This window comes from Serratia sp. P2ACOL2 (assembly GCF_003691565.1).
Classification (GTDB): Bacteria; Pseudomonadota; Gammaproteobacteria; order Enterobacterales; family Enterobacteriaceae; genus Serratia; species Serratia liquefaciens.
On record NZ_CP033162.1, the window covers coordinates 2,847,329 to 2,873,717 of the forward strand.

26 protein-coding genes are annotated in these 26,389 nt (G+C 56.1%); 11 read left to right on the forward strand and 15 right to left on the reverse strand.

The features are described 5' to 3' along the window. Positions 1 to 166: 166 nt before the first annotated feature. Entirely contained in the window at positions 167 to 1,150 is a 984-nt protein-coding gene (gene zntB, locus EBA31_RS13780; RefSeq protein ID WP_020827086.1) for a zinc transporter ZntB, read from the reverse strand. 146 nt (positions 1,151 to 1,296) lie between these two features. On the opposite strand from zntB, the gene EBA31_RS13785 reads away from it, so the two are divergent. Beyond that, positions 1,297 to 2,379, forward strand: coding sequence for a hypothetical protein (locus EBA31_RS13785; RefSeq protein WP_122079476.1), 1,083 nt, complete (start codon positions 1,297 to 1,299; stop codon positions 2,377 to 2,379). Positions 2,380 to 2,572: 193 nt separating this feature from the next. Further along, a complete protein-coding gene (locus EBA31_RS13790) occupies positions 2,573 to 2,821 on the forward strand; it encodes a hypothetical protein (RefSeq protein ID WP_048758711.1) in 249 nt (82 codons plus the stop codon). A gap of 174 nt (positions 2,822 to 2,995) precedes the next feature. Here the strand turns inward: EBA31_RS13790 and EBA31_RS13795 are convergent, their stop codons facing one another. Both EBA31_RS13795 and EBA31_RS13800 read right to left on the reverse strand, forming a co-directional pair. Then, complete coding sequence (locus EBA31_RS13795) at positions 2,996 to 4,630, reverse strand: ABC transporter substrate-binding protein (protein ID WP_041414588.1); 1,635 nt, start codon at positions 4,628 to 4,630, stop codon at positions 2,996 to 2,998. 158 nt (positions 4,631 to 4,788) lie between these two features. Continuing rightward, positions 4,789 to 5,139 (reverse strand): hypothetical protein, encoded by a 351-nt coding sequence (locus EBA31_RS13800; protein WP_020827090.1) that lies wholly within the window; start codon positions 5,137 to 5,139, stop codon positions 4,789 to 4,791. Between the two features lie 207 nt (positions 5,140 to 5,346). Between EBA31_RS13800 and mpaA the strand changes: the two genes are divergently transcribed. Continuing rightward, complete coding sequence (gene mpaA / locus EBA31_RS13805; protein WP_122079477.1) at positions 5,347 to 6,054, forward strand: murein tripeptide amidase MpaA; 708 nt, start codon at positions 5,347 to 5,349, stop codon at positions 6,052 to 6,054. Positions 6,055 to 6,059: 5 nt separating this feature from the next. Here the strand turns inward: mpaA and ycjG are convergent, their stop codons facing one another. Next, positions 6,060 to 7,031: an L-Ala-D/L-Glu epimerase gene (gene ycjG / locus EBA31_RS13810; RefSeq protein ID WP_122079478.1), complete on the reverse strand. Its 972-nt coding sequence runs from the start codon at positions 7,029 to 7,031 to the stop codon at positions 6,060 to 6,062. A 224-nt stretch (positions 7,032 to 7,255) separates the two neighbouring features. Here ycjG and tpx point away from each other — a divergent pair, with 224 nt between their 5' ends. Then, complete coding sequence (gene tpx, locus EBA31_RS13815; protein WP_020827093.1) at positions 7,256 to 7,759, forward strand: thiol peroxidase; 504 nt, start codon at positions 7,256 to 7,258, stop codon at positions 7,757 to 7,759. Positions 7,760 to 7,831: 72 nt separating this feature from the next. Here tpx and tyrR read toward each other — a convergent pair whose 3' ends face one another. The 7 genes from tyrR to pspA form a co-directional block, all read right to left on the reverse strand. Next, complete coding sequence (tyrR, locus tag EBA31_RS13820) at positions 7,832 to 9,403, reverse strand: transcriptional regulator TyrR (protein ID WP_020827094.1); 1,572 nt, start codon at positions 9,401 to 9,403, stop codon at positions 7,832 to 7,834. Between the two features lie 328 nt (positions 9,404 to 9,731). After that, on the reverse strand, positions 9,732 to 10,793 hold the full coding sequence (locus EBA31_RS13825; RefSeq protein WP_122079479.1) for a YcjF family protein: 1,062 nt from the start codon (positions 10,791 to 10,793) through the stop codon (positions 9,732 to 9,734). Then, entirely contained in the window at positions 10,790 to 12,187 is a 1,398-nt protein-coding gene (locus EBA31_RS13830; RefSeq protein WP_122079480.1) for a YcjX family protein, read from the reverse strand. The genes EBA31_RS13825 and EBA31_RS13830 overlap by 4 nt, the downstream gene beginning before the upstream one ends. A gap of 122 nt (positions 12,188 to 12,309) precedes the next feature. After that, the gene (pspD, locus tag EBA31_RS13835) at positions 12,310 to 12,558 is read right to left on the reverse strand and encodes a phage shock protein PspD (protein ID WP_048758703.1); all 249 of its coding nucleotides are present in this window, start codon (positions 12,556 to 12,558) and stop codon (positions 12,310 to 12,312) included. Positions 12,559 to 12,654: 96 nt separating this feature from the next. Next, on the reverse strand, positions 12,655 to 13,014 hold the full coding sequence (pspC, locus tag EBA31_RS13840; RefSeq protein WP_020827098.1) for an envelope stress response membrane protein PspC: 360 nt from the start codon (positions 13,012 to 13,014) through the stop codon (positions 12,655 to 12,657). Then, complete coding sequence (pspB, locus tag EBA31_RS13845; RefSeq protein WP_012145351.1) at positions 13,014 to 13,241, reverse strand: envelope stress response membrane protein PspB; 228 nt, start codon at positions 13,239 to 13,241, stop codon at positions 13,014 to 13,016. Before pspB ends, pspC begins: the two co-directional genes overlap by 1 nt. Before the next feature lie 160 nt (positions 13,242 to 13,401). Further along, positions 13,402 to 14,067 carry a phage shock protein PspA gene (pspA, locus tag EBA31_RS13850; RefSeq protein WP_020827099.1) on the reverse strand — a complete coding sequence of 222 codons (666 nt, stop codon included), beginning with the start codon at positions 14,065 to 14,067 and terminating at the stop codon, positions 13,402 to 13,404. Positions 14,068 to 14,251: 184 nt separating this feature from the next. Between pspA and pspF the strand changes: the two genes are divergently transcribed. Continuing rightward, the gene (gene pspF / locus EBA31_RS13855) at positions 14,252 to 15,259 is read left to right on the forward strand and encodes a phage shock protein operon transcriptional activator (protein WP_020827100.1); all 1,008 of its coding nucleotides are present in this window, start codon (positions 14,252 to 14,254) and stop codon (positions 15,257 to 15,259) included. Positions 15,260 to 15,452: 193 nt separating this feature from the next. On the opposite strand, the gene zigA is transcribed toward pspF, so the two are convergent. The 3 genes from zigA to folE2 are packed head-to-tail and all read right to left on the reverse strand — an operon-like array spanning position 15,453 to position 18,132. Then, positions 15,453 to 16,640, reverse strand: a complete 1,188-nt coding sequence (zigA, locus tag EBA31_RS13860; RefSeq protein ID WP_122079481.1) for a zinc metallochaperone GTPase ZigA — start codon at positions 16,638 to 16,640, stop codon at positions 15,453 to 15,455. Positions 16,641 to 16,652: 12 nt separating this feature from the next. Further along, positions 16,653 to 17,213: a carbonate dehydratase gene (locus EBA31_RS13865; RefSeq protein ID WP_122079482.1), complete on the reverse strand. Its 561-nt coding sequence runs from the start codon at positions 17,211 to 17,213 to the stop codon at positions 16,653 to 16,655. Then, positions 17,203 to 18,132 (reverse strand): GTP cyclohydrolase FolE2, encoded by a 930-nt coding sequence (folE2, locus tag EBA31_RS13870; RefSeq protein ID WP_122079483.1) that lies wholly within the window; start codon positions 18,130 to 18,132, stop codon positions 17,203 to 17,205. The genes EBA31_RS13865 and folE2 overlap by 11 nt, the downstream gene beginning before the upstream one ends. 205 nt (positions 18,133 to 18,337) lie before the next feature. On the opposite strand from folE2, the gene sapA reads away from it, so the two are divergent. From sapA to EBA31_RS13905, 6 genes are all read left to right on the forward strand, one after another. After that, a complete protein-coding gene (gene sapA, locus EBA31_RS13875) occupies positions 18,338 to 19,990 on the forward strand; it encodes an ABC transporter substrate-binding protein SapA (RefSeq protein ID WP_020827104.1) in 1,653 nt (550 codons plus the stop codon). Further along, entirely contained in the window at positions 19,987 to 20,952 is a 966-nt protein-coding gene (gene sapB, locus EBA31_RS13880) for a putrescine export ABC transporter permease SapB (RefSeq protein WP_046373407.1), read from the forward strand. Before sapA ends, sapB begins: the two co-directional genes overlap by 4 nt. Beyond that, positions 20,939 to 21,829 (forward strand): putrescine export ABC transporter permease SapC, encoded by an 891-nt coding sequence (sapC, locus tag EBA31_RS13885; RefSeq protein WP_020827106.1) that lies wholly within the window; start codon positions 20,939 to 20,941, stop codon positions 21,827 to 21,829. The genes sapB and sapC overlap by 14 nt, the downstream gene beginning before the upstream one ends. After that, positions 21,829 to 22,821: a putrescine export ABC transporter ATP-binding protein SapD gene (gene sapD, locus EBA31_RS13890; protein WP_020827107.1), complete on the forward strand. Its 993-nt coding sequence runs from the start codon at positions 21,829 to 21,831 to the stop codon at positions 22,819 to 22,821. The genes sapC and sapD overlap by 1 nt, the downstream gene beginning before the upstream one ends. A gap of 1 nt (position 22,822) precedes the next feature. Continuing rightward, a complete protein-coding gene (gene sapF / locus EBA31_RS13895; protein WP_020827108.1) occupies positions 22,823 to 23,635 on the forward strand; it encodes a putrescine export ABC transporter ATP-binding protein SapF in 813 nt (270 codons plus the stop codon). A gap of 585 nt (positions 23,636 to 24,220) precedes the next feature. Beyond that, positions 24,221 to 25,408 carry a peroxidase-related enzyme gene (locus EBA31_RS13905; protein ID WP_122079484.1) on the forward strand — a complete coding sequence of 396 codons (1,188 nt, stop codon included), beginning with the start codon at positions 24,221 to 24,223 and terminating at the stop codon, positions 25,406 to 25,408. A 3-nt stretch (positions 25,409 to 25,411) separates the two neighbouring features. Here the strand turns inward: EBA31_RS13905 and EBA31_RS13910 are convergent, their stop codons facing one another. Next, entirely contained in the window at positions 25,412 to 26,308 is an 897-nt protein-coding gene (locus tag EBA31_RS13910; protein WP_122079485.1) for a LysR family transcriptional regulator, read from the reverse strand. Positions 26,309 to 26,389: the final 81 nt, after the last annotated feature.

Below are 26,389 nucleotides of genomic sequence, written 5' to 3' on the forward strand. Positions count from 1 at the left end.
AATCAATGTGCTATGCAGTAATTCTAAATATAAGAAAGTAAGACAATTATGGAGCGCAACGCCCATCGCTTGACGTTGCATTCACCTGCGAGATAGATCATGCCTCATTTCCCCCCGACAAAAGTTGATATCGCTCAATGTTAACCGGGGTTTTACCTCTTTTTGGCTACAACCAACGCCGTCGCTTCAGCCACCAGCCCACGCCGAACACCAATCCGGCCAGCATCAGGCAAAATGCCGCAAAGCCGAATGGATTACCGCCCCCAGGGATCCCGCCCAGGTTGACGCCGAACAGCCCGGTCAAAAAGGTCGTAGGCAAAAACACCATCGCCAGGAGCGACATGGTGTAAGTACGGCGGTTCATGGCATCGGCCATTACCGTGGTGATTTCGTCAGAAAGGATCGCGGTACGTGCAATGCTACCGTCCAGGTCATCCAGCCCGCGCCCCAGCCGATCGGCAATATCCTGCATGCGGCGACGATCGTCGTCATTCATCCAGGGCAAACGATCGCTGGCTAAACGCGAGAACACGTCGCGTTGCGGTGCCATATAACGACGCAGCACAATCAACTGTTTGCGGATCAGCGCCAATTGCCCCCGTTCGGGGACCTGCTGCTCCAGTAACGAATCTTCCAGATCGATGATTTTATCGTGCAGATCTTCGATAAACTCGCTGGCGTGGTCGGTCAATGCGTCCGATATCTCCACCAGCCAGTTACCGCTGTTGGTTGGCCCACTGCCGCTTTGAAGATCGTTCACCACCTGGTCAATGGAATAGACCTTGCGATGGCGGGTAGAAACGATGAGTTTATCGGTCATGTAAACGCGGATAGTGACCAGCTGATCCGGCCGCGAGTTGGCGTTAAAGTTGATGCTGCGCAGCGTGATCATGGTGCCTTCGCCCACCTTGCTGACGCGCGGCCGGGAACTCTCCCCGGATAAGGCCTCTCTTACCGCATCCGGCAAAAGCGGTGTGGTAGCCAGCCACTCGGCGCTGGCTGGGTGCGCATAATCGAGATGCAGCCAGCAAGGCTCATCGCAGGTGACTTTATCATCGTAATCAATCGATGTTACACCGCCCTTACCATCGAGTTGGTAGGCATAGACTGCGTCAGGAACCTGTAACTCGCGCCCCTCAATGACTTCCATTCCTCATCCTCTTTGCTTTTCAGTTACCTCAGAGTCTAGCGTTAATGCCAGGCGGATCAAAGATGAAGCCGTGCGAATGCTACGCTCGAAATGGCCTTATAGGCTAACATGGAGGAATAATGCGCAAACCCTAAAGCTGGTGCTTAATGACCCCCACTCGAACATTGGTATTGGCCTCAGTAGCGGCGGTTATCGCAACCCCGTTTCATCCACTGTTTGCCGCAGATAGCACACTCGACACCCTTGCCGACGCATACCGGGTGAAACTGGGACCAACAGCAGGAAATTTACCTTACTTTGTCGCACGCCCCCAGGTAATCACACCAGATAGCGCGTTAATCGTGCTGCACGGACATCCCAGAGATGCGGGGAAAACCCTGGCCGCCGCGGTAAAAGCGGCTCAACTTGCAGGCAAAACCGGCCAGGCGCTGTTGGTCGCCCCGCTGTTCCCGGTCAGTAATGCTCAGTCCACACGCTGCCATTCTCCCGGCGTTCCACAAGCGCAGGCCGGGGACGCGCTGTGGAGTTGCAGTTCCTGGATCGAAGGCGGTTTGGACAACCAGGGAAGAACCAGCTCGTTTGCCGCGCTTGATCGCCTGGTTGCCGAATTGAAAGTAAAATGGCCGCAGATACGCTGGGTCACCGTTGCAGGGTTTTCCGCCGGCGCACAGTTTGTACAGCACTATGTCGGTTTCGCCAATCCGCCGCCCGGCGTAAAACTGCGCTTTGTGATATCCGACCCCGGCAGTTGGCTCTATTTTGACAGTCACCGACCGCTGCCGGTAAACAACGAGCGCCCTGTCGATTGGCGCGATTGTGATTCAACAGGGGGCTGCACCTTCGATTGGGTTGAGGTTAACAGTGACGCCTGCCCGAGCGTCAATCGTTGGAAATACGGCATTGAGGCTATTCCGAGCTACCTCGACCAACAGACTGAATCAGTACGCCAACGCTATGCCACGGCGAATATCACCTACATGGTTGGCGCAAAGGACAGCGGCGACGCGCCAGGAAGCTTCTACAAAATACTCGACAAATCTTGTGCGGCACAGGCGCAAGGCCCCGATCGTCTACAACGCGGCATCGCCTATGCGGCTTACGATCGACGTTTTATTGCCCCGCGCGCCAAACGTGATTTAGCGATCGTTCCCGACTGTGCACATGACGTGTCCTGCGTATTTCCCTCACCCATTGGGCGTCAGGTATTATTTAACAAAAATGCAGACTAATAATAACGGAGATGAAATAAAACCCGACCGATAAATGCGGATATCGTGGAATAAAGCGCTGGCTATCGCGCCATTATTATGACTTAACATATTCACAGCAATCTTAATTCATAATGACAATAAAAAATTAACAAAAAGCTGTTCCAGCTCAAATTTGAGAGGCATATACTTCCCTCACTACGAGGAGGTAGTTATGTTACGCGACCATTTAAAATTAAACGACAGCGATACGCTGGAGAAAATCCGCAGCGTTAATTTTCAAAATCAGGGCCAGGAAGAGATCAGCGAGTTTATCGTTAAGAATGCCAGCGGTACGCAGGTTGGCAAGGTATCGGTGCACGATCATCTCAGCACCCGGCGTTCTTACCCAACCAGCTATCGCATTACTCAAACGGACATGAGCGGCCGCATCCTGGTTGATGCCATGCGGGACAGCTTATAAAGCATAAATAACGACCTGTTTTACCCACTATTCATTGCCGAATATAAAGGGCTCTCCGGTTATTTCAACGGACAGCATCGCCCTGGCAGAAATAAGCTATTGGGGTTTATTTTATTATTCGACAAATATTGATAACCAGGCCCCGAATTAACGGAGCCTGGTTAAATGCAGTTATTAATGCTTGATAATATACATCGTCTGGCTGTAGGCCACGTCTTCCGGATTGGTGATCGGGTAACCTTTTACCCAAGGCTTGATCAGACGGCCATTGGTGTATTGGTAAATCGGCGCGATCGGCGCCTGTTCCGCGATGATCTGCTCCAGTTTGTTGTAATCCGCCGTCAGGGCCGCGGCGCTGGTTTCACGGCTGGCCTGCGCCAACAGCTTGTCGTAATCCGCACTCTTGAATTTGGCGATATTGCCGCTGTGGGTGGAGCTCAACAACGACAGGAAGGTCGAGGCTTCATTGTAATCGCCCACCCAGGAAGCGCGCACCACGTCGAAATTGCCGGTGTTGCGGCTGTCGATATAAGTTTTCCATTCCTGATTCTGCAACTTAACGTCGATCCCAAGGGTTTTCTTCCACATTGAGGCCACGGCGATGGCTATTTTCTGGTGGCTTTCTGAAGTGTTATACAACAGCGTCAGCTTCAAAGGGTTATTGGGGCCATAGCCGGCCGCCTGCATCAGCGCCTTGGCCTGGGCATCCAGTTCGGCCTGCGGCTGCTGTTGCAACAGACTCACTTCCGGTTTAAACCCTGCGGTCACATCCGGCGTAAAGTGATAAGCCGGTTTCTCACCGGTGCCTAACACTTTTTCGGCGATAATTTTGCGATCGATCGCGTAAGACAGCGCCTTGCGCACCCGCACATCGTTGGTCGGCGCCCGTTGGGTGTTGAAAGCATAATAATAGGTGCCGAGTTGGTCCGGGGTATACACCTGATCCGGAATGTCTTTCAGCAGTTTTTGGTACATGTTTTTAGGGAAGGATTCGGTGATATCGATATCGCCGGCCAGGTAGCGTTTAGTGGCGTTAGATTCCTGGTTGATTGGTACAAAGGTCACCTTGGTCAAAACGGTATGCGCATGATCCCAATAGTGTTCGTTGGGCGTCAGCACCAGTTTCTCGTTGACCACCCGCTCCTGTAGCTTATACGCACCGTTGCCCACCAGATTGCCGACTTTGGTCCAGTCATTGCCAAATTTCTCCACCACCGCTTTATTCGCCGGGAACAGGCTGAAGTTGGCCGTCAGGCTGACAAAATAGGGTACCGGCTTATTCAACTGTACTTTTAAGGTGTAATCATCCAGCGCCGTTACGCCCAGCTTGTCCGCTGGCAATTTACCGGTAATGATCTCATCGGCATTCTGGATACCTGCCAGCTGGGCAAACCAGGCAAAGGGAGACAGACTTTTTGGTTCGACCAGGCGTTGCCAGCTATAGACAAAGTCTTTTGCCGTGACAGGGTCACCGTTAGACCAGCGTGCGTCCTTACGCAGTGTGAAAATATAGGTTTGGTTATCCGTGGTTTGCCAACGGGTGGCAACGCCAGGGATCACTTTGCCGTTGGCATCCTGATTCACCAAACCTTCAAACAGATCACGCGCCAATTGTGCTTCCGGCAGCCCGACCGCCTTGATGGGATCGAGCGAAGCAGGCTCATCTTTGATATGGCGAACAATTTCCTGCTTTTCCGCCAGAGTGGTACCCGGGGGAACCTGCGCCGCCATTGCGCTGCTCAATCCTGCGCCGATCGCTACCGCACACAGCGCCAAACGAAAACCCTGTTGAATTATTTTTCTCGTCATTCTGATTCATCCCCGTTAACCATCTGAATTTTTTATCTTATAGCACAAGATTAGTCTCACCTAGAGTTCCAGGCGGACAAGATGTAAAAACTGGGGGCCAGGCAATAAAAAATGCCCGTACGACGAAGTCGACACGGGCATTTTGATCTCGACGAGGATTATTCGTAAAGATGGATGCTGTTGATACGGTAGCTGAATTCTTCGCCCTCTTCTTCATCGAAGATAGTGAAGAAGCCTTTCTCCACCAGCGGCTTGGCATGGATATCGGTCTTTTGCATCTGACGTGACTCGGCATCGTCATAGCCATAGTCCAGATAGAAGCTGTTTTTTTGATAGTCGACGTGCAGGGTAAACGGATAGTTGGACTCATCGCCGCGCCCGTCGTCGTTTTTCACCACGCCGAACCATTCACCCTGGCGGATTTGGTTTTCCTCGTCCACGCCGCACAGCAGCGTGATGGTATCTTTTTCATTTTCGCTATAGCTGGCAATAATTCTGGCTACTGGCATGTTAAATCCCCTGTTTGGTTATTGGGTTAGCTTTGCCGATAGTATAACAACAGCGAATTGACCGGCGGGGTTTTATTGTTACCTGCGCTAACGCACAGTTCACATAACGCGCGATAGCTGAACAATAGCTCTGGGAAAGTGCAGCTAAAGCGTAATACACTGAATAAAATGATAATCACTCTCGACCTTTAAATCAGGGAACGCATCATGATCCAGCATCGACCGCGCAGTGAACGTGGCCAATTGGCCGTTGCAGGAGAGAATTACGGCAGTTCGCTGCTGGGCGCACCGCTGCTCTATTTCCCGGCGGCCATCAGTAGCCCGGATGCCGGGCTGATCATCGCCGGTACGCACGGTGACGAAGGTGCCGCTATTGTCACGCTGTCCTGTGCGCTGCGCAGCATCGCCCCCAATCAGTTGCGTCACCATGTGGTGCTGGCCGTCAACCCGGACGGCTGCCAACTCGGGCTGCGCGCCAATGCCAACGGGGTCGATCTGAACCGCAATTTCCCGGCGGCCAACTGGCGCTCTGGCGACACGGTTTATCGCTGGAACAGCGCGGCGGAGGCTCGAGACGTTAAGCTTTCGACCGGTGGCCGTCCGGGTTCCGAGCCGGAGACCCAGGCGCTGTGCCACCTGATCCATCGGCTGAAACCTCGCTGGGTAGTCTCCTTCCATGAACCCTTGGCCTGCATCGAAGACCCTGCCAGCTCCCGGCTTGGCGTCTGGCTTTCGCACAAGTTTGCCCTGCCACTGGTCACCAGCGTCGGTTACGAGACGCCGGGATCGTTCGGCAGTTGGTGCGCCGATCTGTCGCTGCCCTGCATTACCGCAGAGTTCCCACCAATCTCTGCCGATGCCGCCAGCGAAAGCTACCTCGACGCCATGGTAGAACTACTGACCTACCCGGATTGAGTCGGTTACGGGGCGAGGTTGATCGCCCCACATTCGAAATCCAGACCCGGTTCAACGTCCTTCGCCAGCCAGGTTGGCCCGTCCAAATCGACGAATCGCGCCCCCGGAGCCAAGGGTAACGCCGCGCCGATCGCTCGAGAAGTGCAGAGCATGCAGCCCAGCATGATGGCGAACCCTTGCTCTCGCGCCAATGCCGCCAACGCCAACCCTTCCGTCAGACCGCCGGTCTTGTCCAGCTTGATATTGACCATCTGATAGCGTCCGGCCAACCGCGGTAGATCGCTACGCGTGTGGCAGCTCTCGTCGGCGCAAATCGGTAACGGGTGGATAAAGTTTTCCAGCGCGCTGTCGTCCTTCGCCGGCAGCGGTTGCTCCAGCATCGCCACGTCCAGATCCGCCAACAGCTGACAACGTGCCGCCAACCCCTCCGCCTGCCAGGACTCATTGGCGTCGACGATCAAGGTGGCCGTCGGCACTGCCGCACGGATCGCCACCAGTCGTTCACTGATCAGGTGGTTATCCAGCTTGATTTTCAACAGGCTGGCCCCCTGTTGCTCAAGCTCACGCGCGGCGAACGCCATCGCCTCCGGCGAGCCGATGCTGACGGTTTGCGCCATCACAATGCGTTCCGGCTCTACGACTGCGCTGCGTTGCCACAGGCTCTGGCCGTTCAGGCGACATTCCAGCTCCCACAGTGCCGAATCCACCGCATTACGCGCTGCGCCTGCCGGCATTAGCCGCTGCAGTTGCTCCCGCGTCACGCCCTGTTCCACAGCCGTTGCCACTTCAGCCAACTGCGCCATCACCGAGGCTTCACTTTCGCCGTAACGCGCATATGGCGTACATTCGCCGCTGGCACGCACGCCCTGCTGTTCAATTTCGACCACCACGACCTTGGCTTCGGTACGGCTACCGCGAGCTATCACAAAGGCAGTATGCAGCGGCCAGGCTTCTGGGTAAAAACGCATGCTTCTCATAACGGCTCCTGAGGCGAAAATTGCGCATAAACAAGGGCAACCAGAAGGATAAATTCTGGACACAACCTAATATATACAACTATTTAGCAAACTTTATATATCCAACCCGCAATTGTTGACATAAACTGATGCCAGGGTGTGAACCTAATGTTAAGCGCGGCGTAAAGTCCCTTTTCATTAGGCTCATGCCCTTTGTATAAACACCTGTAAAAGGAATCAAGCTAATGACTCAGACAGTACATTTTCAAGGCAACCCGGTTAGCGTTGCAGGCCATCTGCCACAGTCCGGCGAACAAGCCAAAGCCTTCTCTCTGGTTGCCAAAGACCTGTCAGATGTGGCGCTGAGCAGCTTCGCGGGTCAACGCAAAGTTCTGAACATTTTCCCAAGCATCGATACCGGCGTTTGTGCGACTTCAGTGCGTAAATTCAACCAGTTGGCCAGCGGCCTGGATAACACCGTCGTGTTGTGCATTTCATCCGACCTGCCGTTCGCACAGTCACGTTTCTGTGGCGCGGAAGGCCTGAGCAACGTGGTGACCCTGTCCACTCTGCGCGGTGCAGAATTCAAACAAGCCTACGGCGTTGAAATCGCCGAGGGCCCACTGGCCGGTCTGACTGCACGTGCGGTCGTGGTGCTGGATGGCCAGGATAACGTGTTGTACAGCGAGCTGGTGAATGAAATCACCAACGAACCAGACTATGACGCGGCGCTGGCTGCCTTGAAGTAATGTCATAAGGCCCGCGAATGCCGGGCTCTGATAGCCAAGTATTAAAATGGGCGCCTAAGGCGCCCATTCTTTTTACTCTTCGCTTTCCCCAGCCGGCTTGCGGCTGCTAAGACCATACTCGCGCAGCTTGTTGGCGATCGCGGTATGTGAAACCCCCAGGCGTTTCGCCAGCTTTCGCGTGCTTGGGTAAGTGCGGTACAGCCGCGTCAACACCGAGCGTTCAAAACGCTTGCTGATGTCGTCAAGCGAGCCGTCCAACACTTCATCGCCCAATGACATTTCAACTTCAAATTCCGGCAGAACGATATCTTGCGGACGAAGTTCGAAACCTTCCGTTTGCGTCAGCGCGCGATAGATGGCGTTCTTCAACTGCCGCACGTTGCCCGGCCAGCCGTATTTGCTGAGGAAGCTGCCCAGATCGTTGGACAATTTCGGCCGCGCAACGCCCTGCTCATCGGCAAAGCGCGCCACGAACAGTTCGGTCAGCGGCATGATGTCCTGCGGACGTTCGCGCAACGGCGGAAGGGTAATGGTCAGTACGTTAAGGCGATAATACAAGTCCTCACGGAACTCACCGCGTTGCACCAGTTCGGTCAGGTTTTTCTGCGTCGCGCAGATCACGCGTACATCGACATGCACTTCATGTTCTTCGCCAACCCGGCGGAAAGTGCCGTCGTTAATAAAGCGCAGCAGTTTGGTCTGCATGCGCGGCGACATTTCACCGATTTCATCGAGCAATACCGAACCGCCGTGTGCCTGCTCGAAGAAGCCCTTCTTGCCTTCCAGCGCATTGGGGTAAGCGCCCGGCGCATGGCCGAACAGCTCGCTTTCCGCAACGTCGTCCGGCAAAGCGGCACAGTTTAGCGCCAGGAACGGCTGCTTGCCGCGCGGACTGCGCAGGTGACAGGCCCGGGCCAGGATATCTTTACCGGTACCGGTATCCCCGACAATCAACAGTGGCGCATCCAACATCGCCAGCTTGCGCGCCTGATCCAGCACCTGGCGCATTTTCGGGCTGGCGGCGACGATGTGATCAAATTCGGTATCGTCGTTCACCGACAAGTTCTGTAGCTGACGGCCCATGCGCGCCGTGGACTTCAGCATCACAACCGCGCCGACGGTATCTTTCTGCTGGTTTTCGTCTTCCAGATAGATGGGGGTGATATCCATCAGGAAATCCTGACTGCGGATCACCACCCGCTCAGATTGCGGAGTCGCCTGTTCGCTCTCCAGCCAGCGGCTGAAGTTATAACCGCCAATCAACGCAGTGGCGGTCTGATTGCGGATTTTGTCTTCGCTGAAACCGAACAGCGCCTGAGCCGCCGGGTTAGCCAGCTCGACCTTGCCCTTCATATCTATCGAGAAGACCGGTTCCGGCATCGACTCCAGCAACGCCCGCAGGGCGCGGTGCTCACGCTCGGACGGCATGAAATTCACGGTGCGTACGTCGGTCACGCCGGCGATGCGGCGGATCTCTGCCATCAAGGCACGGAAGGTGTCAAAATCCAGCTGGGAAAAATTGAGGTAAATGCGGCCGATGGGATCGATTTCGATGCCACGTAAATCTATGCTGCGCAATACCAAAAGATCGAGTAACTCTCGAGTCAGACCGATTCGGTCTTCGCAAAAAACTTCCAAACGCATCAGTATTGGCCTTATCTCTGCAGGTGCGGGGATGACTGGCAATGATGATACTCTCTCACCCCGAACGGTAGAAGCAATCTGTCAGCAAAAGTTGACAGAACTCTGATTTATCGCTGTTGTTGATGTTTTTAAACGCAAGTGAATAACACCATCGGCGTCATTTTAGCTGATCGGCAGAGAGTTATCACAACCGCCAATAAATTTGCAGATAAATATAATGTATTTGCAGGGGGATCGTCTTTCGTCAAGTGAAGGTTACGTATTGGCTTTGCACGGCGTGACAGAGGCAGAAAGGAAGCACGGCGCCCAAATGGACGCCGTGAGGAGATTATTTGGCTTTGCTGTCGCCTTTCTTCATGGTTTCTTTCAGTTGGCCGACCAATTGGCTGCGGAAATCACCCAGTTTGGGTTTCTCACCTTCCAGCCAAGGCAGTGGACGGCACAGCTCCATCGCCTTGATGCCTAGCCGCGCGGTCAGCAAACCGGCACCGATCCCCTGTGCTGCACGGGCAGACAAACGAGCCGCCAGATCTTGCGACATCCAGTCCATCCCCACTTCGCGCACCAGTTCGGACGCACCGGCAAAGGCAATGTTCAACAGCACCAGGCGGAATAGCCGCAGACGACTAAAGTAGCCCAGTTCGATGCCATACAGCGCCGCGATGCGGTTGATAAGGCGAATATTGCGCCAGGCGATAAACGCCATATCCACCAGCGCCAGCGGACTGACGGCAATCATTAACGTGGATTCCGCGGCCGAACGGCTGATTTCACTCCGAGCCTGGTTGTCCAGCACCGGCTGCACCAGTTTGGCGTACAGCGCCACCACTTCACGGTCGTTTTGGGTTTCATGCAGCGAGGCCTGCCAGCGCTGCAACGCCGGATGCCCTTGATCCAGACCGGCCTGACGCGCCAACTTCTCGCAGAACTCCCGCCCTTTGCCCAAACCGTGGCTGTGCAGTAGTTCTCGAGCCACATCTCGCTCTTCGGCACGCTGACGCAGACGGTATAACCGGCGCCATTCGGTCACCACCGACCCCACACCGGCAAAAACGATCAAGCCACCCGCTACGCCACCGCCCATGGCAATCCAATCCTGCTGCACCCAGGCGGTATGTACCCACTGTACGCCCTGCGCCACTACGCTGACGCCAAACAGCGCCAGCCCGGCAGTGACCATTTTGCGCCACAGGCTGCGTTTGGGTTTCAGGGCCGCATTGACGATGCCTTCGGCGCGCCCCTCTTCGTCTTCCTGCTGCAGCTCCGGCGCCGCCGGGAAAAAGCTTTCCGCCTGCTGTTCGTCGAAAGCGACGTTAGCACGCAGCACGGGCTCCTGCGGGGGTTGCAGCGGTTGTTCAAAATCGATACGCGGTTTTATCGGCTCGCTCATCGCAATTTATCTCCCAGTAGAAACTCCATCACCGCGTCCAGGCGAATATGTGGCAACGGGCTGTCCACGCTCATGGCGCGTGGACGAAATTCATCGAAATGGAAGCCCTGGTTTTGCCAAAACGCCGGCCCAGGCAGGCGCGCCGGCACTTCGCCGGGGAAAACCGTCAGCGGCGCTCCGTCGTTCAGACGATTGCCTTTTAACGCCGGGATGCGCTGCCCCTGATGATCAACGATACCGCTCTCGGTAGCCTGTACCGAGGCCAGCCCAACGCAATCCATGCTGATGCCTTCAAACGCGGCGTTCTGCCACGCTTCCTGCACCAACTGCTGCAGCAGCGACACCAGATTGGCGTGCTGATCGGCGGTAATATGGTCAGCTTTGGTGGCGGCGAACATCAGCTTGTCGATGGTCGGCGAAAACAACCGGCGAAACAGCGTGCGCTTGCCATAGTGGAAACTCTGCATCAACTGGGTCAGCGCCAGGCGCATGTCGTTAAACGCCTGCGGGCCGCTATTGAGCGGCTGCAAGCAGTCCACCAACACGATTTGGCGGTCGAAACGGACAAAATGCTCTTTATAAAAGTTTTTGACGATCGACTGGCAGTAATAATTGAAACGCGCACGCAGCATGCCGATGTTGCTGTGTTTATCCGCCTGCGCCAGCTTCGATTCCCCCTGAGCGTCCACATTCGGCCACGGGAAAAACTGCAACGCCGGCGCACCGGCCAGATCCCCCGGCAGGACAAAGCGCCCCGGCTGAATAAAGTGCAGCCCTTCACTTTTGCAACGCAGGAGATAGTCGGTGTAAGCCTGGGCGATAGCCGCCAGTTTGTTTTCATCCGCCGGAGCCAGCGGATCGCAGCTTTTACACAGCGCCAGCCAAGGCTTGGCCCACTCGGCGCGATCGCCCTGCAGCAGGCCGGCCATTTGCCGCGACCAGGCCAGATAGTCCTGTTCCAGCATCGGCAGGTCCAGCAACCACTCGCCGGGATAATCGACGATTTCCAGGTACAGGCTCGACGTGTCCTTGAAATGACGCAGCAGCGAATCGTTGGAGCGGTAACGCAGCGCCAGGCGAATTTCGCTGACGCCACGCGTCGGGGTCGGCCAGCTCGGCGGTGTGCCATACAGCTGCGCCAACCCTTCATCATAGGTAAAACGTTGAATGCCGAGATCGCGCTGCGGAATACGCTTCACGCCCAGCAGGCGCTCTTCACGCACCGGCGAGAACAGCGGCATGCGCGCACCGCTGTGAACGTGCAGCAATTGGTTGACGAAAGCGGTGATAAAGGCGGTTTTGCCGCTACGGCTCAGACCGGTCACCGCCAGGCGCAGATGGCGATCCATTCCGCGGTTGACCAGCGACGTTAACTCATTTTGCAGTCGTTTCATTATTCTCCTTGGCATAGGCCCTAAATAATTGGAGTTGCATCGCGGCGGCCAGTTTGTAAGCCCTGGAAGCATAGCGCACTATGTGACCAGGGCGGGCAAGCGCAGCCAACAAAGAGGCAGCTTCAAGTATGACGGGTATAACGCCCAAACACCTTGTTCAGGCCTTTGCGGAACAGAGGTTCCAGCACCAGCGCCAGTACAAAGCGAATCGGTTTGCGACCCACGGTCCGCAGCAGCCAGCCGGCCGCCCCTGCCGGGCCGTAATTCAGTAACGCTATGATGATGACTTTAGACACTGTCTTCAACATTGCACCTGCTCCTCGTTTAAATCCACCGGTTTTAGCGGCGCTTGCGGCATAGGTTTTGTTCATTATCAATGCCCTCCGGCACAGTTCGTGTCAATAAAGGATGATGACGGGTGCAATGCCTGACCTGCGCACGGCGCAGGCCATAGCATGCGGGGCGGGTTACAGCTTGCGGAAACGGCTCTGTACGCCGAAAGTGTCCGACGTGACGTAACGCTCAACCTGTCGCAGCTGTTGTTCGCCGCTGCCCAGTTGATATTCAAGTTGGTCGAGCAACTGACGCGGCGTTTTTTGCTGTTCGCCGTCAAAACGGCTGGCCGGCGCTTCATCCAACACGAACACCAGCGCGAAATAAGCAATCAGGGTGAAGAAAAACAGCCCGAAGAACATCGATAACACCACGATCACCCGGATCAGGCGTACCGGCACGTCGAAATAATGGGCCAGACCGGCGCAGACGCCCTTCACCATCCCTTCTTCAGGTACGCGATAAAGCTTTTTACTGCCCAGAGTGTTGTTCATCAAGACTGTCTCCAGTTCGGGTGTTCTGCATCGAGGATCTCTTCCAGCGCCTGAATGCGTTCACGCATACGCTTGGCATCTTCTGCCAGCTGTGCCAGACGCTGCATTTCCTGATGGCTCAGTTGAATGCCGTTTTGTTGCCGATTGCTGTAATGCAGCCAAAGCCAAATCGGTGCGACAAACAACACAAAGATTGTCAACGGAATGGCAAGTAATAGAGCACTCATTTCTTTTCCTTCTTAATGCGTCTTTGGTGGGCGGCCACCCTACCGTGGCCGCTCAGGTTATTGACAAAGGGGGATAAAAGCGTGGTTTTTCCCCCTTTGTGTTATCAGCCGAAAATCAATAAATTTATTTTCCTGATTTATTTTCAAAACCTTTATTGCCTTACTCGGAACGATTCATTTTCGCTTTCAGCGCCGCCAACTGCTCGCTGATGGCGTCGTCGGCTTTCAGCTCGGCAAACTCTTGATCCAGAGACTTCTTTTTACCGATGCTGACGCTTTCCGCTTCGGCTTCCATATGGTCAATGCGACGTTCGAACTGCTCGAAACGCGCCATTGCCTCATCCAGTTTGCCGCTGTCGAGCTGACGACGCACTTCGCGGGAAGACGACGCCGCCTGATGACGCAATGTCAGTGCTTGTTGGCGTGCGCGTGTTTCGGTCAGCTTGTTTTCCAGCTCGCCGATTTCGCTTTTCATGCGGGCCAGAGTTTCTTCTACGGTCGAGACTTCATGAGTCAGCGTAGAGATCAGGTCGGCCACTTTTTGTTTTTCGATCAGCGCCGCACGGGCCAGATCTTCTTTATCTTTACGCAGCGCCAGTTCGGCTTTGTCCTGCCAGTCGCTCAGTTGGTTTTCACCCTGCTCGATACGGCGTAACAGCTGCTTTTTCTCCGCCAGCGCACGCGCTGAGGTAGAACGGACTTCGACCAGCGTGTCTTCCATCTCTTGGATCATCAACCGCACCAGTTTTTGCGGATCTTCTGCCTTATCCAGCAGCGTATTGATGTTGGCGTTCACGATGTCGGCAAAACGAGAAAAAATACCCATAATTCACTTCCTCTTGGTTCTGATGGCGTCTGAAGCGCCGCGTTAAATCATGCAGATTGCCCAAAGACTTAATCAAAACCCGTGCCAACTTTTATTTCTTTGAATAATAAAGACTATTTATTTTTGACTCTCTGAACGCATCCTGTAGAGTGATTATTTTCACCAAACATTGGCGAATTTCATCATGAGCGAACAGTTAGAAAACCTGCTGGGCGAAGCAAACGCCTTTGTCGAAGTATTGGAGCAAGTCTCGCAACTGGCAAAGTTGAACAAGCCGGTGTTGGTTATTGGTGAACGCGGAACCGGTAAGGAGTTGATTGCCCACCGTTTACATTACCTCTCCAACCGTTGGCAAGGGCCATTTATCTCGCTTAACTGCGCGGCCCTGAATGAGAACCTGCTGGATTCGGAACTGTTCGGCCACGAGGCCGGAGCTTTTACCGGTGCGCAGAAGCGCCACCTGGGTCGCTTTGAACGTGCCGACGGCGGCACTTTGTTTCTCGATGAACTGGCGACCGCGCCGATGCTGGTACAGGAAAAATTGCTGCGGGTGATTGAATACGGCCATCTTGAACGCGTCGGCGGTAGCCAACCGCTGCAGGTCGATGTCCGGCTGGTGTGTGCCACCAACGACGACCTGCCCGCGCTGGCGGCGGCAGGAAAATTCCGCGCCGACCTGCTGGACCGCCTGGCGTTCGACGTGGTGCAGTTGCCGCCGCTGCGCCGGCGCCAGCAAGACATCATGTTGCTGGCCGAACACTTTGCGATCCAGATGTGTCGTGAGCTGTCGTTGCCGCTGTTTCCTGGCTTTACCGAGCGTGCCAGAGATACCCTGCTCGGCTATCACTGGCCAGGCAACGTACGCGAATTGAAAAACGTGGTGGAGCGTTCGGTCTACCGCCACGGCACCAGCGCGGAAGCGCTGGATAACATCGTCATCAACCCGTTCGCCCAGCGGGAAAGTGTGCCATTGCCTGTAGAGGCCGAAGCGCATGATGGCCTGCCGGTACTGCCGCTGGATTTAAAAGCCTGGCAATTGGCGCAGGAGAAGTCTTTGATCGAAGCGGCACTGCAACAGGGAAGGTTTAACCAACGTAAAGCGGCGGAGTTGCTGGGGCTGACCTACCACCAGCTACGCGGCATGCTAAAAAAACATGCGTTACTGCAAAATGGCGAGGCGGACGACGAATAGCGGGCAAAAAAAAAGCCAGCACCCGAGCTGGCTTAAAAAACACTGGAAGCAATGTGAGCAATGTCGTGCCTTTCACAGCAGAACCACAGGGAGTGGCCTTCCGTGAACTGCCAAGCGATGATAATAGTTATCAGTATCATCTGTAAAGCACTTTGTTGAGAATTTTTCTCATTACCACACTGTCATTGTGCAATTACCACTCAGGGAAGGGGTCGGCCATCTCGTGCCAGTAATCCACCCCGGCGGCCATTTCCTCATCGTTTAGCAGGCAAGCGTCCAGCAAACGCGTTATTTTGGCCTGCTGCAGATGCTGGCCGATGAACACCAACTCCTGGCGCATGTCACCGAAAGGCTCCACCCATTTCTCCATAATCTGCGCCCTCGTCTCTTCATCTTCCGGCCATCTATCTTGCGCTATGGCGCGCCAGAAGGTGCCTGCCAACCCATAATGAGCAATCCCTCCCGCCTGGCTCCACTGCCCGGCCTGACGCGGGCGCGTCGCCAGCCAAAAGAACCCTTTGGAACGCAGTAGCTTGCCACCGCCCCAGTCACCGTTGATCACCCGGTAGAATTTGTCCGGTGCAAAGGGACGGCGCGCCTGATAAACAAAGCTGCTGATCCCGTAGTTTTCGGTTTCGGGCAGGTGCTCGCCGCGTAGCTCCTTCAACCAGCCCGGCGCCTGCTGCGCTTTGTCGAAGCTGAAACTGTTGGTGTTCAATACCGCCTCCAGCGGCAATTTGCCTGGCGATACGGGCAGAATACGGGCATCCGGATTCAAACTGGCCAGCAGCGCCATCACTTCTCCCTGCTGTTCTGGCGTCAGCAGGTCGGTTTTGCTTACCAGTATCACGTCACAGAACTCAATCTGTTCGATCAACAGATCCGCAACGCTGCGCAGATCGTCTTCTCCCAGGCTTTGACCGGCCTCCTGCAGCGTCTGCGCCTGCTGGTACTGCTGGATAAAATTAACCCCGTCCACCACGGTGACCAAGGTATCCAGCCTTGCAAATTGCGACAGGCTTTCCCCCTGTTCGTCCTCAAAGGTAAAGGTTTCCGCCACCGGTAAAGGTTCGGAAATGCCGCTGGATTCGATCAGCAGGTAATCGAAGCGCCCGGCCTGCGCCAGTTCGCGTACCGAAATCAGCAGGTCTTCGCGCAGCGTGCAGCAGATGCAGCCATTGCTCATTTCCACCAGTTTTTCCTGCTGACGATCGAGCTGGACTTCGTTCTCGACCAGCGCAGCGTCAATGTTGACTTCGCTCATGTCGTTGACGATAACCGCCACGCGCATGCCCTGGCGATTGTTCAAAATATGGTTCAATACCGTCGTTTTACCGGCGCCGAGAAAGCCGGAAAGCACGGTTACGGGTAATGGATTCATGGGGTTCCTCACTCAAAACTCATTGCGTAATGCCTGGTAACCGCGCACCAGTTCAACGTTGGTGGCGGCGACTTCTTCAGAAAATTGCAGTGTGCCGCGATCGACCTGCCGGTAAAGCGACAGATCGCTGTCGGCGCCGACGCGCTCGGTTGACGGGATATACAGGTTCTGCGGCAACGTCACGCCATCCACCACCGCGTTGTAGCGCACCACGCAGCCGGAACCGATGTGACAGTTGAACAACACGCTGTTGAAACCGATAAACACCCGGTCTTCGATGCAGCACGGCCCATGGACAATGGCGCGATGGGCGATGGAGCTGAAGCGGCCGATGGTAACCGCCGCGCCGCTTTTCGAGTGGATCACCACGCCATCCTGAATATTGGAATGAGAGCCGATCACGATCGGTTCCATATCTCCGGCCGCATTGAGTTCGTCGGCACGGATCACCGCGTACGGCCCAACGTAGACAAACTCCTCGATAATCACCCGGCCGCAGATTATCGCGGTAGGATCGATATAGGCCTGCGGTGAGACCTGCGGCAGGTGTCCACTGGGGTTTTTACGCAGCATCCTGATCCTCCCGCCAGCTCAACTCCGCCACGGCATTGTGGGCATGCAGGCTTTCCTGATGTTCGACCCGCAGTGAAAAGGCGCGGTGGCTGCACTGGCTGCGCAGCATTCGGTACAGGCGTCGAGCGGCATCTTCGCAGAACATCAGGTTCTGGCCGTTAGCCAGGGCAAACGCCTGCTCGTCACTGCGTTTCACCAGCGTCTGCAACGGCGTGCCCAGCGCGTGTTCGATGCGATCTATCAGGTTGACCACCGGCAATGCCGTTTCGCGCTCATTGAGCGTCACCGTCACCCAGGCCCAGCTACGCTGACTGTGAGGCGTCCCCGGCATACCGTGATCGCCCAGCCAGTCGATGACCTGCTGCTGGTCAACCTTTTGCGCCGAATGTTCGAAATCAAACTGAAACTGCTGCTGCGCCAGTTGACGACTGAGCGCCGCCGAACTCGGACAAGTGGACGAATAGGGCACGCCCACCGTCAGCGTCAGGATGAGTGTGCTTGCCAGCGAGGCACTAATTTCCAGCGGGTAGGCTTTCCAGCCCCGGTGTGGCGAAAGCAGCGCCGGACGCGACAACAGCAGCTCACCGCTGATGTGCAGGCTGGCGCGGTCGCTGTTTTCCGGCTGCGATGCCAAAAAAGCGTGCAGTTGATCGGCAATGCGTTGCGGCGTCAGTTCGCCCTGGGTTAACTCATCCAGCGCCAGATACAGCCGCGACATGTGTATACCCCGCGCACCTTGGCTGCCGGCGCGCAAGTTGATCCCGGCGTTGACCTTTGCCATCAACGGCTTTCCAGCCAACTCCAGCGGCAACGCTATCCCTTGCATCCCGACCCAATCGAGCCCGACATCACTCATTGCGCCCTGCCAGGCCTGCGCGTCCGGCAGCGGCTGGTGTGGTGGAAGTGCAACCTTGTTCATACATCCCCTTGCTGTTATCAGTACATTGCCAGGGAACGGTAACATGATTTTGTTATGTTATAACATATCAATTGTGACTTTTTTGTCTGGAGTGCCGAATTGTTCAATCAAGTAGCAGAAAACTCAGCCATTTTGCTCAATGGATTGGGCTGTTCGCCAGAGTGCGATACACTATTGCTATTGCTTATTAACCCATGAAGCCTCTATGCGTGGTTTACCCCTTTGGATATTGTCACTGAGCTGCCTTGCCGGCAGCGCTCTGGCCTCCACACCCCCTGCGCCCACCGCGGCATCGCCATTGCCGGATATCCGCCAAAGCGGCTTTGTCTATTGCGTCAGCGGCATACTGAACACCTTCAACCCGCAGATGGCCAGCAGCGGCCTGACGGTCGATACCCTGGCCGCACAGCTTTATGACCGCTTGCTGGACGTCGATCCGTACACCTACCGGCTGATCCCCGAATTGGCGCAAAGCTGGGAAGTGCTGGATAACGGGGCCACTTACCGGTTTCACCTGCGCAAAGACGTGCCGTTCCAGACTACCGACTGGTTCAAACCAACCCGCAAGCTGAATGCCGACGACGTGGTCTTCAGCTTCGAGCGCGTGTTTAACCAGAAGCACCCCTACCATGACGTCAACGGCGGCGAGTACCCGTATTTCGACAGTTTGCAATTTGGCGACTCGGTGCAAAGCGTGAAGAAGCTGGATGAGTACACGGTGGAAATCCGCCTGCAAGCGCCGGACGCCTCATTCTTGTGGCACATTGCCACCCACTATGCGCCGGTGTTGTCGGCAGAATACGCAGACGATCTGACGCGTGAAGGCCGTCAGGAGATGATTGACCGCGAACCGGTCGGTACCGGGCCGTTCATGCTCAATGAATATCGCTCAGGGCAATATATCCGCCTGGCGCGCAACGATGTTTACTGGAAAGGTAAACCACGTATGCCGCAGGTGGTGATCGATCTGGGCGCTGGCGGTACCGGACGGCTATCGAAATTGCTGACCGGTGAGTGCGACGTGCTGGCCTATCCCGCCGCCAGCCAGCTTTCAATTCTGCGCGATGACCCGCGCCTGCGGCTGACGCTGCGCCCAGGCATGAACATCGCCTATCTGGCGTTTAACACCCGCAAACCGCCGCTGAACGATTTGAACGTCCGTCAGGCGATTTCGCTGGCGATCAACAACCAGCGTCTGATGCAGTCGATTTACTATGGCACCGCGGAAACCGCCGCCTCCATCTTGCCGCGCGCCTCCTGGGCCTACGACAATGAAGCGCACGTTACCGAATTCAATCCGGCCAAATCGCGCGAAATGCTCAAGCAAGCGGGTATTGAGTCGCTGAACCTGCGCCTGTGGGTACCGACCGCCTCGCAATCCTACAACCCCAGTCCGTTAAAAACCGCCGAGCTGATCCAGGCCGATTTGGCTCAGGTCGGCATTAACGTGACCATAGTGCCGGTCGAAGGCCGTTTCCAGGAGGCGCGACTGATGGAGATGAATCACGATCTGACCCTCACCGGCTGGGCCACCGACAGTAACGACCCGGACAGCTTCTTCCGGCCGCTGCTGAGCTGCGCGGCAATCCGTTCGCAAACCAACTATGCTCACTGGTGTGACCCGGCGTTTGACGAAGTGCTGCAAAATGCCCTGCTGTCACAACAGCTGGCGCAGCGCATCGAAAACTATCAGAAGGCGCAGAAAATTCTTGAGCAGCAGTTGCCGGTGTTGCCGCTGGCGTCTTCATTGCGCCTGCAGGCCTATCGTTACGACATCAAAGGACTGGTACTGAGCCCGTTCGGCAATGCGTCCTTTGCCGGGGTGTACCGTGAGTCTGCGGAGGGGCCGAAAAAGTGATTATCTTTACCTTACGCCGTTTCTTGCTGCTGCTGATCACCTTGTTCTTCCTGACATTGGTCAGCTTTAGCCTCAGCTATTTCACACCGCGGGCGCCGCTGAACGGCGCTGCCCTGCTGGATGCCTACCAGTTTTACTTTGTCAGCCTGCTGCACTGGGATTTTGGCGTCTCCAGCATTAATGGCCAGGCAATCAGCGAACAGCTGCGCGAAGTGTTTCCTGCCACTATGGAGCTGTGCCTGCTCGCCTTCACTCTGGCGCTGTTTATCGGCATTCCTCTGGGCATTATTGCCGGCGTGATGCGTGGCAAATGGCAGGACACCGCCATCAGCACCTTTGCGCTGTTGGGCTTTTCGATGCCGGTTTTCTGGCTGGCGCTGCTGCTGATGCTGTTTTTCTCACTGCACCTTGGCTGGCTGCCGGTCTCCGGACGTTTCGATCTGCTGTATCAGGTCAAGCCCATCACCGGCTTTGCCCTGATTGACGCCTGGCTGTCCGATTCACCCTACCGCACGGAAATGATCGGCAGCGCGCTGCGCCATATGATTTTGCCGATTACCGCACTGGCGGTAGCGCCAACCACCGAGGTGGTGCGTTTGATGCGTATCAGCACCGACGACGTGCTCAATCAGAACTACATCAAAGCCGCCGCAACCCGTGGCTTATCCCGTTTCACCATTATCCGCCGCCACGTGCTGCACAATGCGTTGCCGCCTATCGTGCCCAAGCTGGGGCTGCAGTTTTCCACCATGCTGACGCTGGCGATGATCACCGAAGTGGTGTTCAGTTGGCCGGGGCTCGGGCGTTGGATGATCAATGCCATTCGCCAGCAGGATTATGCGGCGATCTCCGCCGGCGTTATGGTGGTCGGCACGCTGGTGATCACCATTAACGTCCTGGCCGATATTTTAGGCGCTGCCACCAACCCACTGAAACATAAGGAATGGTATGCCCTTAGATAACGTATACCGCGAAAAGAAAATGCCGAGCCCGCTGCTGTATACCTGGCGGATTTTTTACGGCGATGCGCTGGCGATGATCGGCTTCTACGGCGTGATAGCGCTGCTGCTGCTTTCCGTGTTCGGCAGCCTGCTGGCCCCTTATGCGCTCGATCAACAGTTCCTGGGTTATCAACTGTTGCCGCCTTCCTGGTCACGTTACGGCAACGTTTCCTTCTTCCTGGGCACCGACGATCTTGGCCGCGACATTCTCAGCCGCCTGCTGACCGGCACCGCCGCCACCTTCGGTTCCGCATTGCTGGTTACCGTTGCCGCCGCCTTTGTCGGGGTGATCCTCGGGGTGTTTGCCGGGGTAACCCGCGGCCTGCGCTCGGCGGTGCTCAATCATATTCTCGACACCCTGCTCTCCATCCCTTCGCTGCTGCTGGCGATCGTGGTTGTGGCGTTCCTTGGGCCAAAACTCGAGCACGCCATGCTGGCCGTCTGGCTGGCGCTGTTGCCTCGCATGGTGCGCACTATCTACAGCGCAGTGCATGACGAGTTGGAAAAAGAATATGTGGTGGCGGTGCGTCTCGATGGCGCGTCAACCTTGCAAATACTGTGGTACGCCGTGATGCCCAACATTGTGGCGGTGCTGGTGACGGAGTTCACCCGAGCGCTGTCGATGGCGATCCTGGACATTGCCGCCCTCGGCTTCCTCGATCTTGGCGCACAGCTGCCGTCCCCTGAATGGGGCGCTATGCTCGGCGATTCGCTGGAGCTGGTGTACGTCGCCCCCTGGACGGTGATGCTGCCCGGCGCGGCAATCCTGGTCAGCGTGTTGCTGGTTAACCTGTTGGGCGACGGTATGCGCCGCGCAATCAATACGGGGGTGGAATAATGCCATTACTTGATATCCGCAACCTGACGATTGAATTTATGACCGCCGAAGGCCCGGTAAAGGCAGTCGATCGCGTCAGCATGACCCTGAGTGAGGGGGAAGTCCGCGGCCTGGTGGGCGAGTCCGGTTCCGGTAAAAGCCTGATCGCCAAAGCGATCTGCGGCGTCACCAAAGACAACTGGCGCGTCACCGCCGACCGTTTCCGTTTCGATGATATCGACCTGTTGCAGCTAACACCGCGTGAACGACGCAAGCTGGTCGGGCATAACGTGTCGATGATTTTCCAGGAGCCGCAATCCTGTCTGGATCCTTCCGAAAGCATCGGCCGTCAGTTGGTGCAGGCCATTCCGGGTTGGACCTACAAAGGCCGCTGGTGGCAGCGCTTTAACTGGCGCAAACGCCGCGCCATAGAGCTGCTGCACCGGGTGGGCATCAAGGATCACAAAGACATCATGGGCAGCTTTCCTTATGAGCTGACCGACGGTGAGTGCCAGAAAGTGATGATCGCCATCGCCCTGGCCAATCAGCCGCGCCTGCTGATCGCCGATGAACCGACCAACGCCATGGAACCGACCACGCAGGCGCAGATTTTCCGTCTGCTGGCGCGTTTGAACCAAAACAACAACACCACCATTTTGCTGATCAGCCACGATCTGCAAATGATGAGCAAATGGGCCGATCGGGTCAACGTGTTGTACTGCGGGCAGACGGTAGAAAGCGCCCAGTGCGAAGACCTGCTGGCCGCACCGCACCACCCTTATACTCAGGCGCTGATCCGCGCAATGCCGGACTTTGGCCGCGCATTGCCGCATAAAAGCCGCCTCAATACCCTGCCGGGAGCCATTCCGTCGCTGGAGCATTTGCCGATAGGTTGTCGGCTGGGGCCGCGCTGCCCCTATGCGCAGAAGAAATGCATTGAGACACCTCGCCTGCGTCCGGTGAAAAACCACCTGTTCGCCTGTCACTTCCCGCTGAACATGGAGGAGCAATAACATGGAAACGCTGTTGGAAGTGCGCAATCTGAGCAAAACCTACCGTTACCGCACCGGGCTGTTTCGCCGCCAGCATGTGGAAGCGGTCAAATCGGTCAGCTTTACCCTGCGTGAACGGCAAACGCTGGCGATCATCGGTGAAAACGGCTCTGGCAAGTCCACCCTGGCCAAGATGCTGTCCGGCATGGTCGAGCCCTCAGCCGGAGAACTGCTGATTGACGACCATCGGCTTAACTATGGCGATTATCGTTACCGCAGCCAGCGTATCCGCATGATATTTCAGGATCCGAGCACCTCGCTCAATCCTCGTCAGCGTATCGGCCAGCTGTTGGACGCCCCGCTGCGGCTCAATACCGAAATGGCCGCCCCTGAACGTGAGCAACAAATCAACCGAACCCTGCGTCAGGTGGGGATGCTGCCGGATCACGCCAATTATTACCCGCATATGCTGGCGTCCGGCCAGAAACAGCGGGTGGCTTTGGCCCGCGCCTTGATCCTGCAACCGAAGGTGATCGTAGCCGATGAGGCGCTGGCCTCGCTGGATATGTCGATGCGTTCGCAAATCATCAACCTGATGCTGGAACTGCAGGAGAAACACGGCATTTCCTACATTTATGTGACTCAACACCTGGGCATGATGAAACACATCAGCGATCAGGTGATGGTGATGCATGAAGGGGAAATCGTCGAACGCGGCAGTACGGCCGAGGTATTGGCCTCACCGCTGCATGAGCTGACCAAACGCCTGATTGCCAGCCACTTTGGCGAGGCGCTTACCGCAGACGCCTGGCGACGTGACGGCGGCAGATTCTGATCGTCAAATCATACAGAGAACCTGCCTTAAAGCGGGTTCAGACTGCAAATATCCGTGAAAGGCTATACCTGTAGGGGTCGAACATGTTCGATCCGATTTAACTCATTGATTATGCCATTGGGCGCAGCTTGCAGCGCCCCTACAGAAAAACCACAGAGCACTTCGTCAACGGTCTCAACCCGCTTTAAAGCGGGTTTTTTATCGCCCCGATTCAGTGAGCGCTTAGCCAAAAACCGCAAATACAAATTACAATCTTGCTATATATCATTATATTTTATTCCATTCAGTTATTGATTAGTCCTTAACATTATTTTATCTCGCCAATCGAATCGGTGAGGATATCCCCTACGTTGAGCTTATTAAACGACAGGATATCGCACTGATGAACAGCCATCGCAATCGCCGACTCTCGCAGTTTCTACTCGCTTTAGCCGCAGGTTTCTCTGTTTATGGTCACGCGCTGTGTTGTGATGACCAAGGCTGATCCTGTCATTGCGTGTCCCTCTGCGGGCATGTTGCCATTTTGTCTTGCCGCCGTTGCCTGCTGCACCGGTGGCTATTGCTCATGATTAAGGATCATCCCCTATGGAACTACTACGTCGACAACATAATGCCCAGTGGTATCACGAAACCCAAAGCAGCGTACGCGGTGAGCAGCCGTTGGAGCCGCAGGCGGCCGGCATCCGCGATCGATTTTTGCTGGGGCTGGGCGCTTTTGCCGACGAAGCGCTGAACACCGCGCTGACTGCACGCGCCGGGGTATTTAACGCCTCCCTGGCCGGATATCACGTGCTGTTTCCCGATCGGGTCGAATTGTCACGCACAGTGACATTGTCACCTTATGATCGCCTCAGCACCGCATTAACCGTGGCACAGGTGACCGGCGTTCAGTCTCTTTGTAGCCACTACGCCGCCCGCCTCGCCCCCCTGTACAGCCCCGACGCCTCCCGTGAAAGTAATATCCGCCTGGCCCAAATCACCCAGTATGCCCGCCAGCTCGCCAGTCAACCGACGTTGATTTGCAGCAAGGCGTTGCAGCAGCTGAGCGACGTCGGGTTAAGCCCGGCGGATATCGTGACCTTTTCGCAGATTATCGGTTTTGTTAGCTACCAGGCACGCGTGGTCGCCGGCGTGGCTGCCTTGGCCGGGCGACCAACGGGAGTGGTGCCCGGTTTCCCGAACATCGCTGACGCCGAAGGCATTGTGTTCACCGAGGAAGAACTGACATGGCAAGCGCGTCTTCCCTTGGTGGTGCCGGAAGAGGCCCGTGCCGAACAGCTCGACGTGCTTGATCAAAGCCATCCCGACGCTCGCAGCGAATCCTATTATCTGTTGCTGGCCCACGATGCGCCCGCGCTGCGTGAACGCAATGGCGTGTTCAACAGTATCAATGCCGACGGTTATGGCCTGTCGGCGCGGCTGAAAGCGCTGGCGACGCTGGCAGTTTCCCGTATTAACGGCAGCCGCTACTGCGCAGCGACCGTCGCACAGGATATTCAACAGGAAGAACTGGTCGGCGCCCTGTTCAATAGCATTGAACAGGGGCTGGAGAGTACCAATGACCCGGTTAACCAGGCTGTGATCCGCGTAGCAACCGACCTGACCCGCACGCCTGAAAAGTTCACGCCGCGCAGCGTGCAGCCGCTGTTTAACAGTGGGTTAAATCAGGCGCAGGCGCTGGACGTGATCCTCACCGGCGCGCTGTATGCCTGGGAGAACCGCCTGCGTCAGACGCTCGGCGACACCCAACTTCTCAGTGAAAACCTGGCGTAATCGCTAGCGCAGCAACCAACCTCGCGCGGCATCAAAAAAATGCTGCGCCAACGGCGATGCGCGTCCCGGCTCGGCGACCACGACCGCAGCATGACGTGACATCGCCCCAATCGCTATTGGTCGGTGTTGCAACTCCGGCATCATTGCCGGTAACAGGTTGCCATGCGGGAAAAGCCCACAGCCCAGACCGACGAAAATGCCCTGCAACAGTTGGAATATTGAGGTGGTTTCCATTCGAACGTGCAGCGTCAGTCCGGCTTCACGGAAGTTTTGATCAAGATAACGGCGGAAGTAACGCGTAGGCTCAGCCAGGCACAGTGGCTGCGTGGCTACATCCTCCAGCGTCAGGGGGGTATCTCCTACCAACTCAGGAAAATGCTGCGGGTGGAAAACCAGCTCGACCCCGGCGTCCGCCAATGGCTGGGACTGAAAGTGCAGCTCTTGCAGCGTGGAAAGCTCGAAGAAACCAATGCCGACATCTACGGTATGTGCCGTCAACGCCTCCAGCAACTGATCGGCACTCAGCACCGCTACCCGATAATCCAGCTGAGGGTAACGCTCACTGACGTCCTTTAACATTTGCGCCAGCGAGATGCTGCATTGCGGTACCACTCCGATGCGCAACGTGCCGTTAAGCCCGTGTTTAAGCGACTCGACCTCTAGCTTCAGCCCCTGATAAACCGACACGATCTCACGCGCCCACGACAGCACCCGCTCGCCTTCGGCAGTAAAACCTTCGAAGTTGTTACCGCGGTTGATTAAGGATACGCCCAGCTCTTTTTCCAAATTTTTCAGCCGCATAGACAATGTCGGCTGACTGACAAAGCTGGCCTCTGCCGCACGGCCGAAGTGGCGCTCGCGTTCGAGATTACACAGGTAGATCAGTTGCTTAATATCCATAAAACGGCTCAATAAGTCATGACTGACCTGAGTATACCATCGCTGTAGGGTTTCGGGCGCAGCTGGCTACGCCCGGAGGGG

Bases quoted from the DNA above. Each gene is read 5' to 3' on its own strand.
- EBA31_RS13790 (WP_048758711.1), top strand. From the start codon at position 2,573: ATGTTACGCGACCATTTAAAATTAAACGACAGCGATACGCTGGAGAAA.
- sapD (WP_020827107.1), top strand. From the start codon at position 21,829: ATGCCATTACTTGATATCCGCAACCTGACGATTGAATTTATGACCGCC.
- pspD (WP_048758703.1), bottom strand. From the start codon at position 12,558: ATGAACAAAACCTATGCCGCAAGCGCCGCTAAAACCGGTGGATTTAAA.
- pspB (WP_012145351.1), bottom strand. From the start codon at position 13,241: ATGAGTGCTCTATTACTTGCCATTCCGTTGACAATCTTTGTGTTGTTT.
- tyrR (WP_020827094.1), bottom strand. From the start codon at position 9,403: ATGCGTTTGGAAGTTTTTTGCGAAGACCGAATCGGTCTGACTCGAGAG.
- folE2 (WP_122079483.1), bottom strand. From the start codon at position 18,132: ATGAACAAGGTTGCACTTCCACCACACCAGCCGCTGCCGGACGCGCAG.
- EBA31_RS13795 (WP_041414588.1), bottom strand. From the start codon at position 4,630: ATGACGAGAAAAATAATTCAACAGGGTTTTCGTTTGGCGCTGTGTGCG.
- zntB (WP_020827086.1), bottom strand. From the start codon at position 1,150: ATGGAAGTCATTGAGGGGCGCGAGTTACAGGTTCCTGACGCAGTCTAT.
- sapA (WP_020827104.1), top strand. From the start codon at position 18,338: ATGCGTGGTTTACCCCTTTGGATATTGTCACTGAGCTGCCTTGCCGGC.
- EBA31_RS13910 (WP_122079485.1), bottom strand. From the start codon at position 26,308: ATGGATATTAAGCAACTGATCTACCTGTGTAATCTCGAACGCGAGCGC.
- sapF (WP_020827108.1), top strand. From the start codon at position 22,823: ATGGAAACGCTGTTGGAAGTGCGCAATCTGAGCAAAACCTACCGTTAC.
- EBA31_RS13830 (WP_122079480.1), bottom strand. From the start codon at position 12,187: ATGAAACGACTGCAAAATGAGTTAACGTCGCTGGTCAACCGCGGAATG.
- tpx (WP_020827093.1), top strand. From the start codon at position 7,256: ATGACTCAGACAGTACATTTTCAAGGCAACCCGGTTAGCGTTGCAGGC.
- EBA31_RS13905 (WP_122079484.1), top strand. From the start codon at position 24,221: ATGGAACTACTACGTCGACAACATAATGCCCAGTGGTATCACGAAACC.
- pspA (WP_020827099.1), bottom strand. From the start codon at position 14,067: ATGGGTATTTTTTCTCGTTTTGCCGACATCGTGAACGCCAACATCAAT.
- EBA31_RS13800 (WP_020827090.1), bottom strand. From the start codon at position 5,139: ATGCCAGTAGCCAGAATTATTGCCAGCTATAGCGAAAATGAAAAAGAT.
- EBA31_RS13825 (WP_122079479.1), bottom strand. From the start codon at position 10,793: ATGAGCGAGCCGATAAAACCGCGTATCGATTTTGAACAACCGCTGCAA.
- zigA (WP_122079481.1), bottom strand. From the start codon at position 16,640: ATGAATCCATTACCCGTAACCGTGCTTTCCGGCTTTCTCGGCGCCGGT.
- mpaA (WP_122079477.1), top strand. From the start codon at position 5,347: ATGATCCAGCATCGACCGCGCAGTGAACGTGGCCAATTGGCCGTTGCA.
- ycjG (WP_122079478.1), bottom strand. From the start codon at position 7,031: ATGAGAAGCATGCGTTTTTACCCAGAAGCCTGGCCGCTGCATACTGCC.
- EBA31_RS13785 (WP_122079476.1), top strand. From the start codon at position 1,297: ATGACCCCCACTCGAACATTGGTATTGGCCTCAGTAGCGGCGGTTATC.
- sapC (WP_020827106.1), top strand. From the start codon at position 20,939: ATGCCCTTAGATAACGTATACCGCGAAAAGAAAATGCCGAGCCCGCTG.
- pspC (WP_020827098.1), bottom strand. From the start codon at position 13,014: ATGAACAACACTCTGGGCAGTAAAAAGCTTTATCGCGTACCTGAAGAA.
- EBA31_RS13865 (WP_122079482.1), bottom strand. From the start codon at position 17,213: ATGCTGCGTAAAAACCCCAGTGGACACCTGCCGCAGGTCTCACCGCAG.
- pspF (WP_020827100.1), top strand. From the start codon at position 14,252: ATGAGCGAACAGTTAGAAAACCTGCTGGGCGAAGCAAACGCCTTTGTC.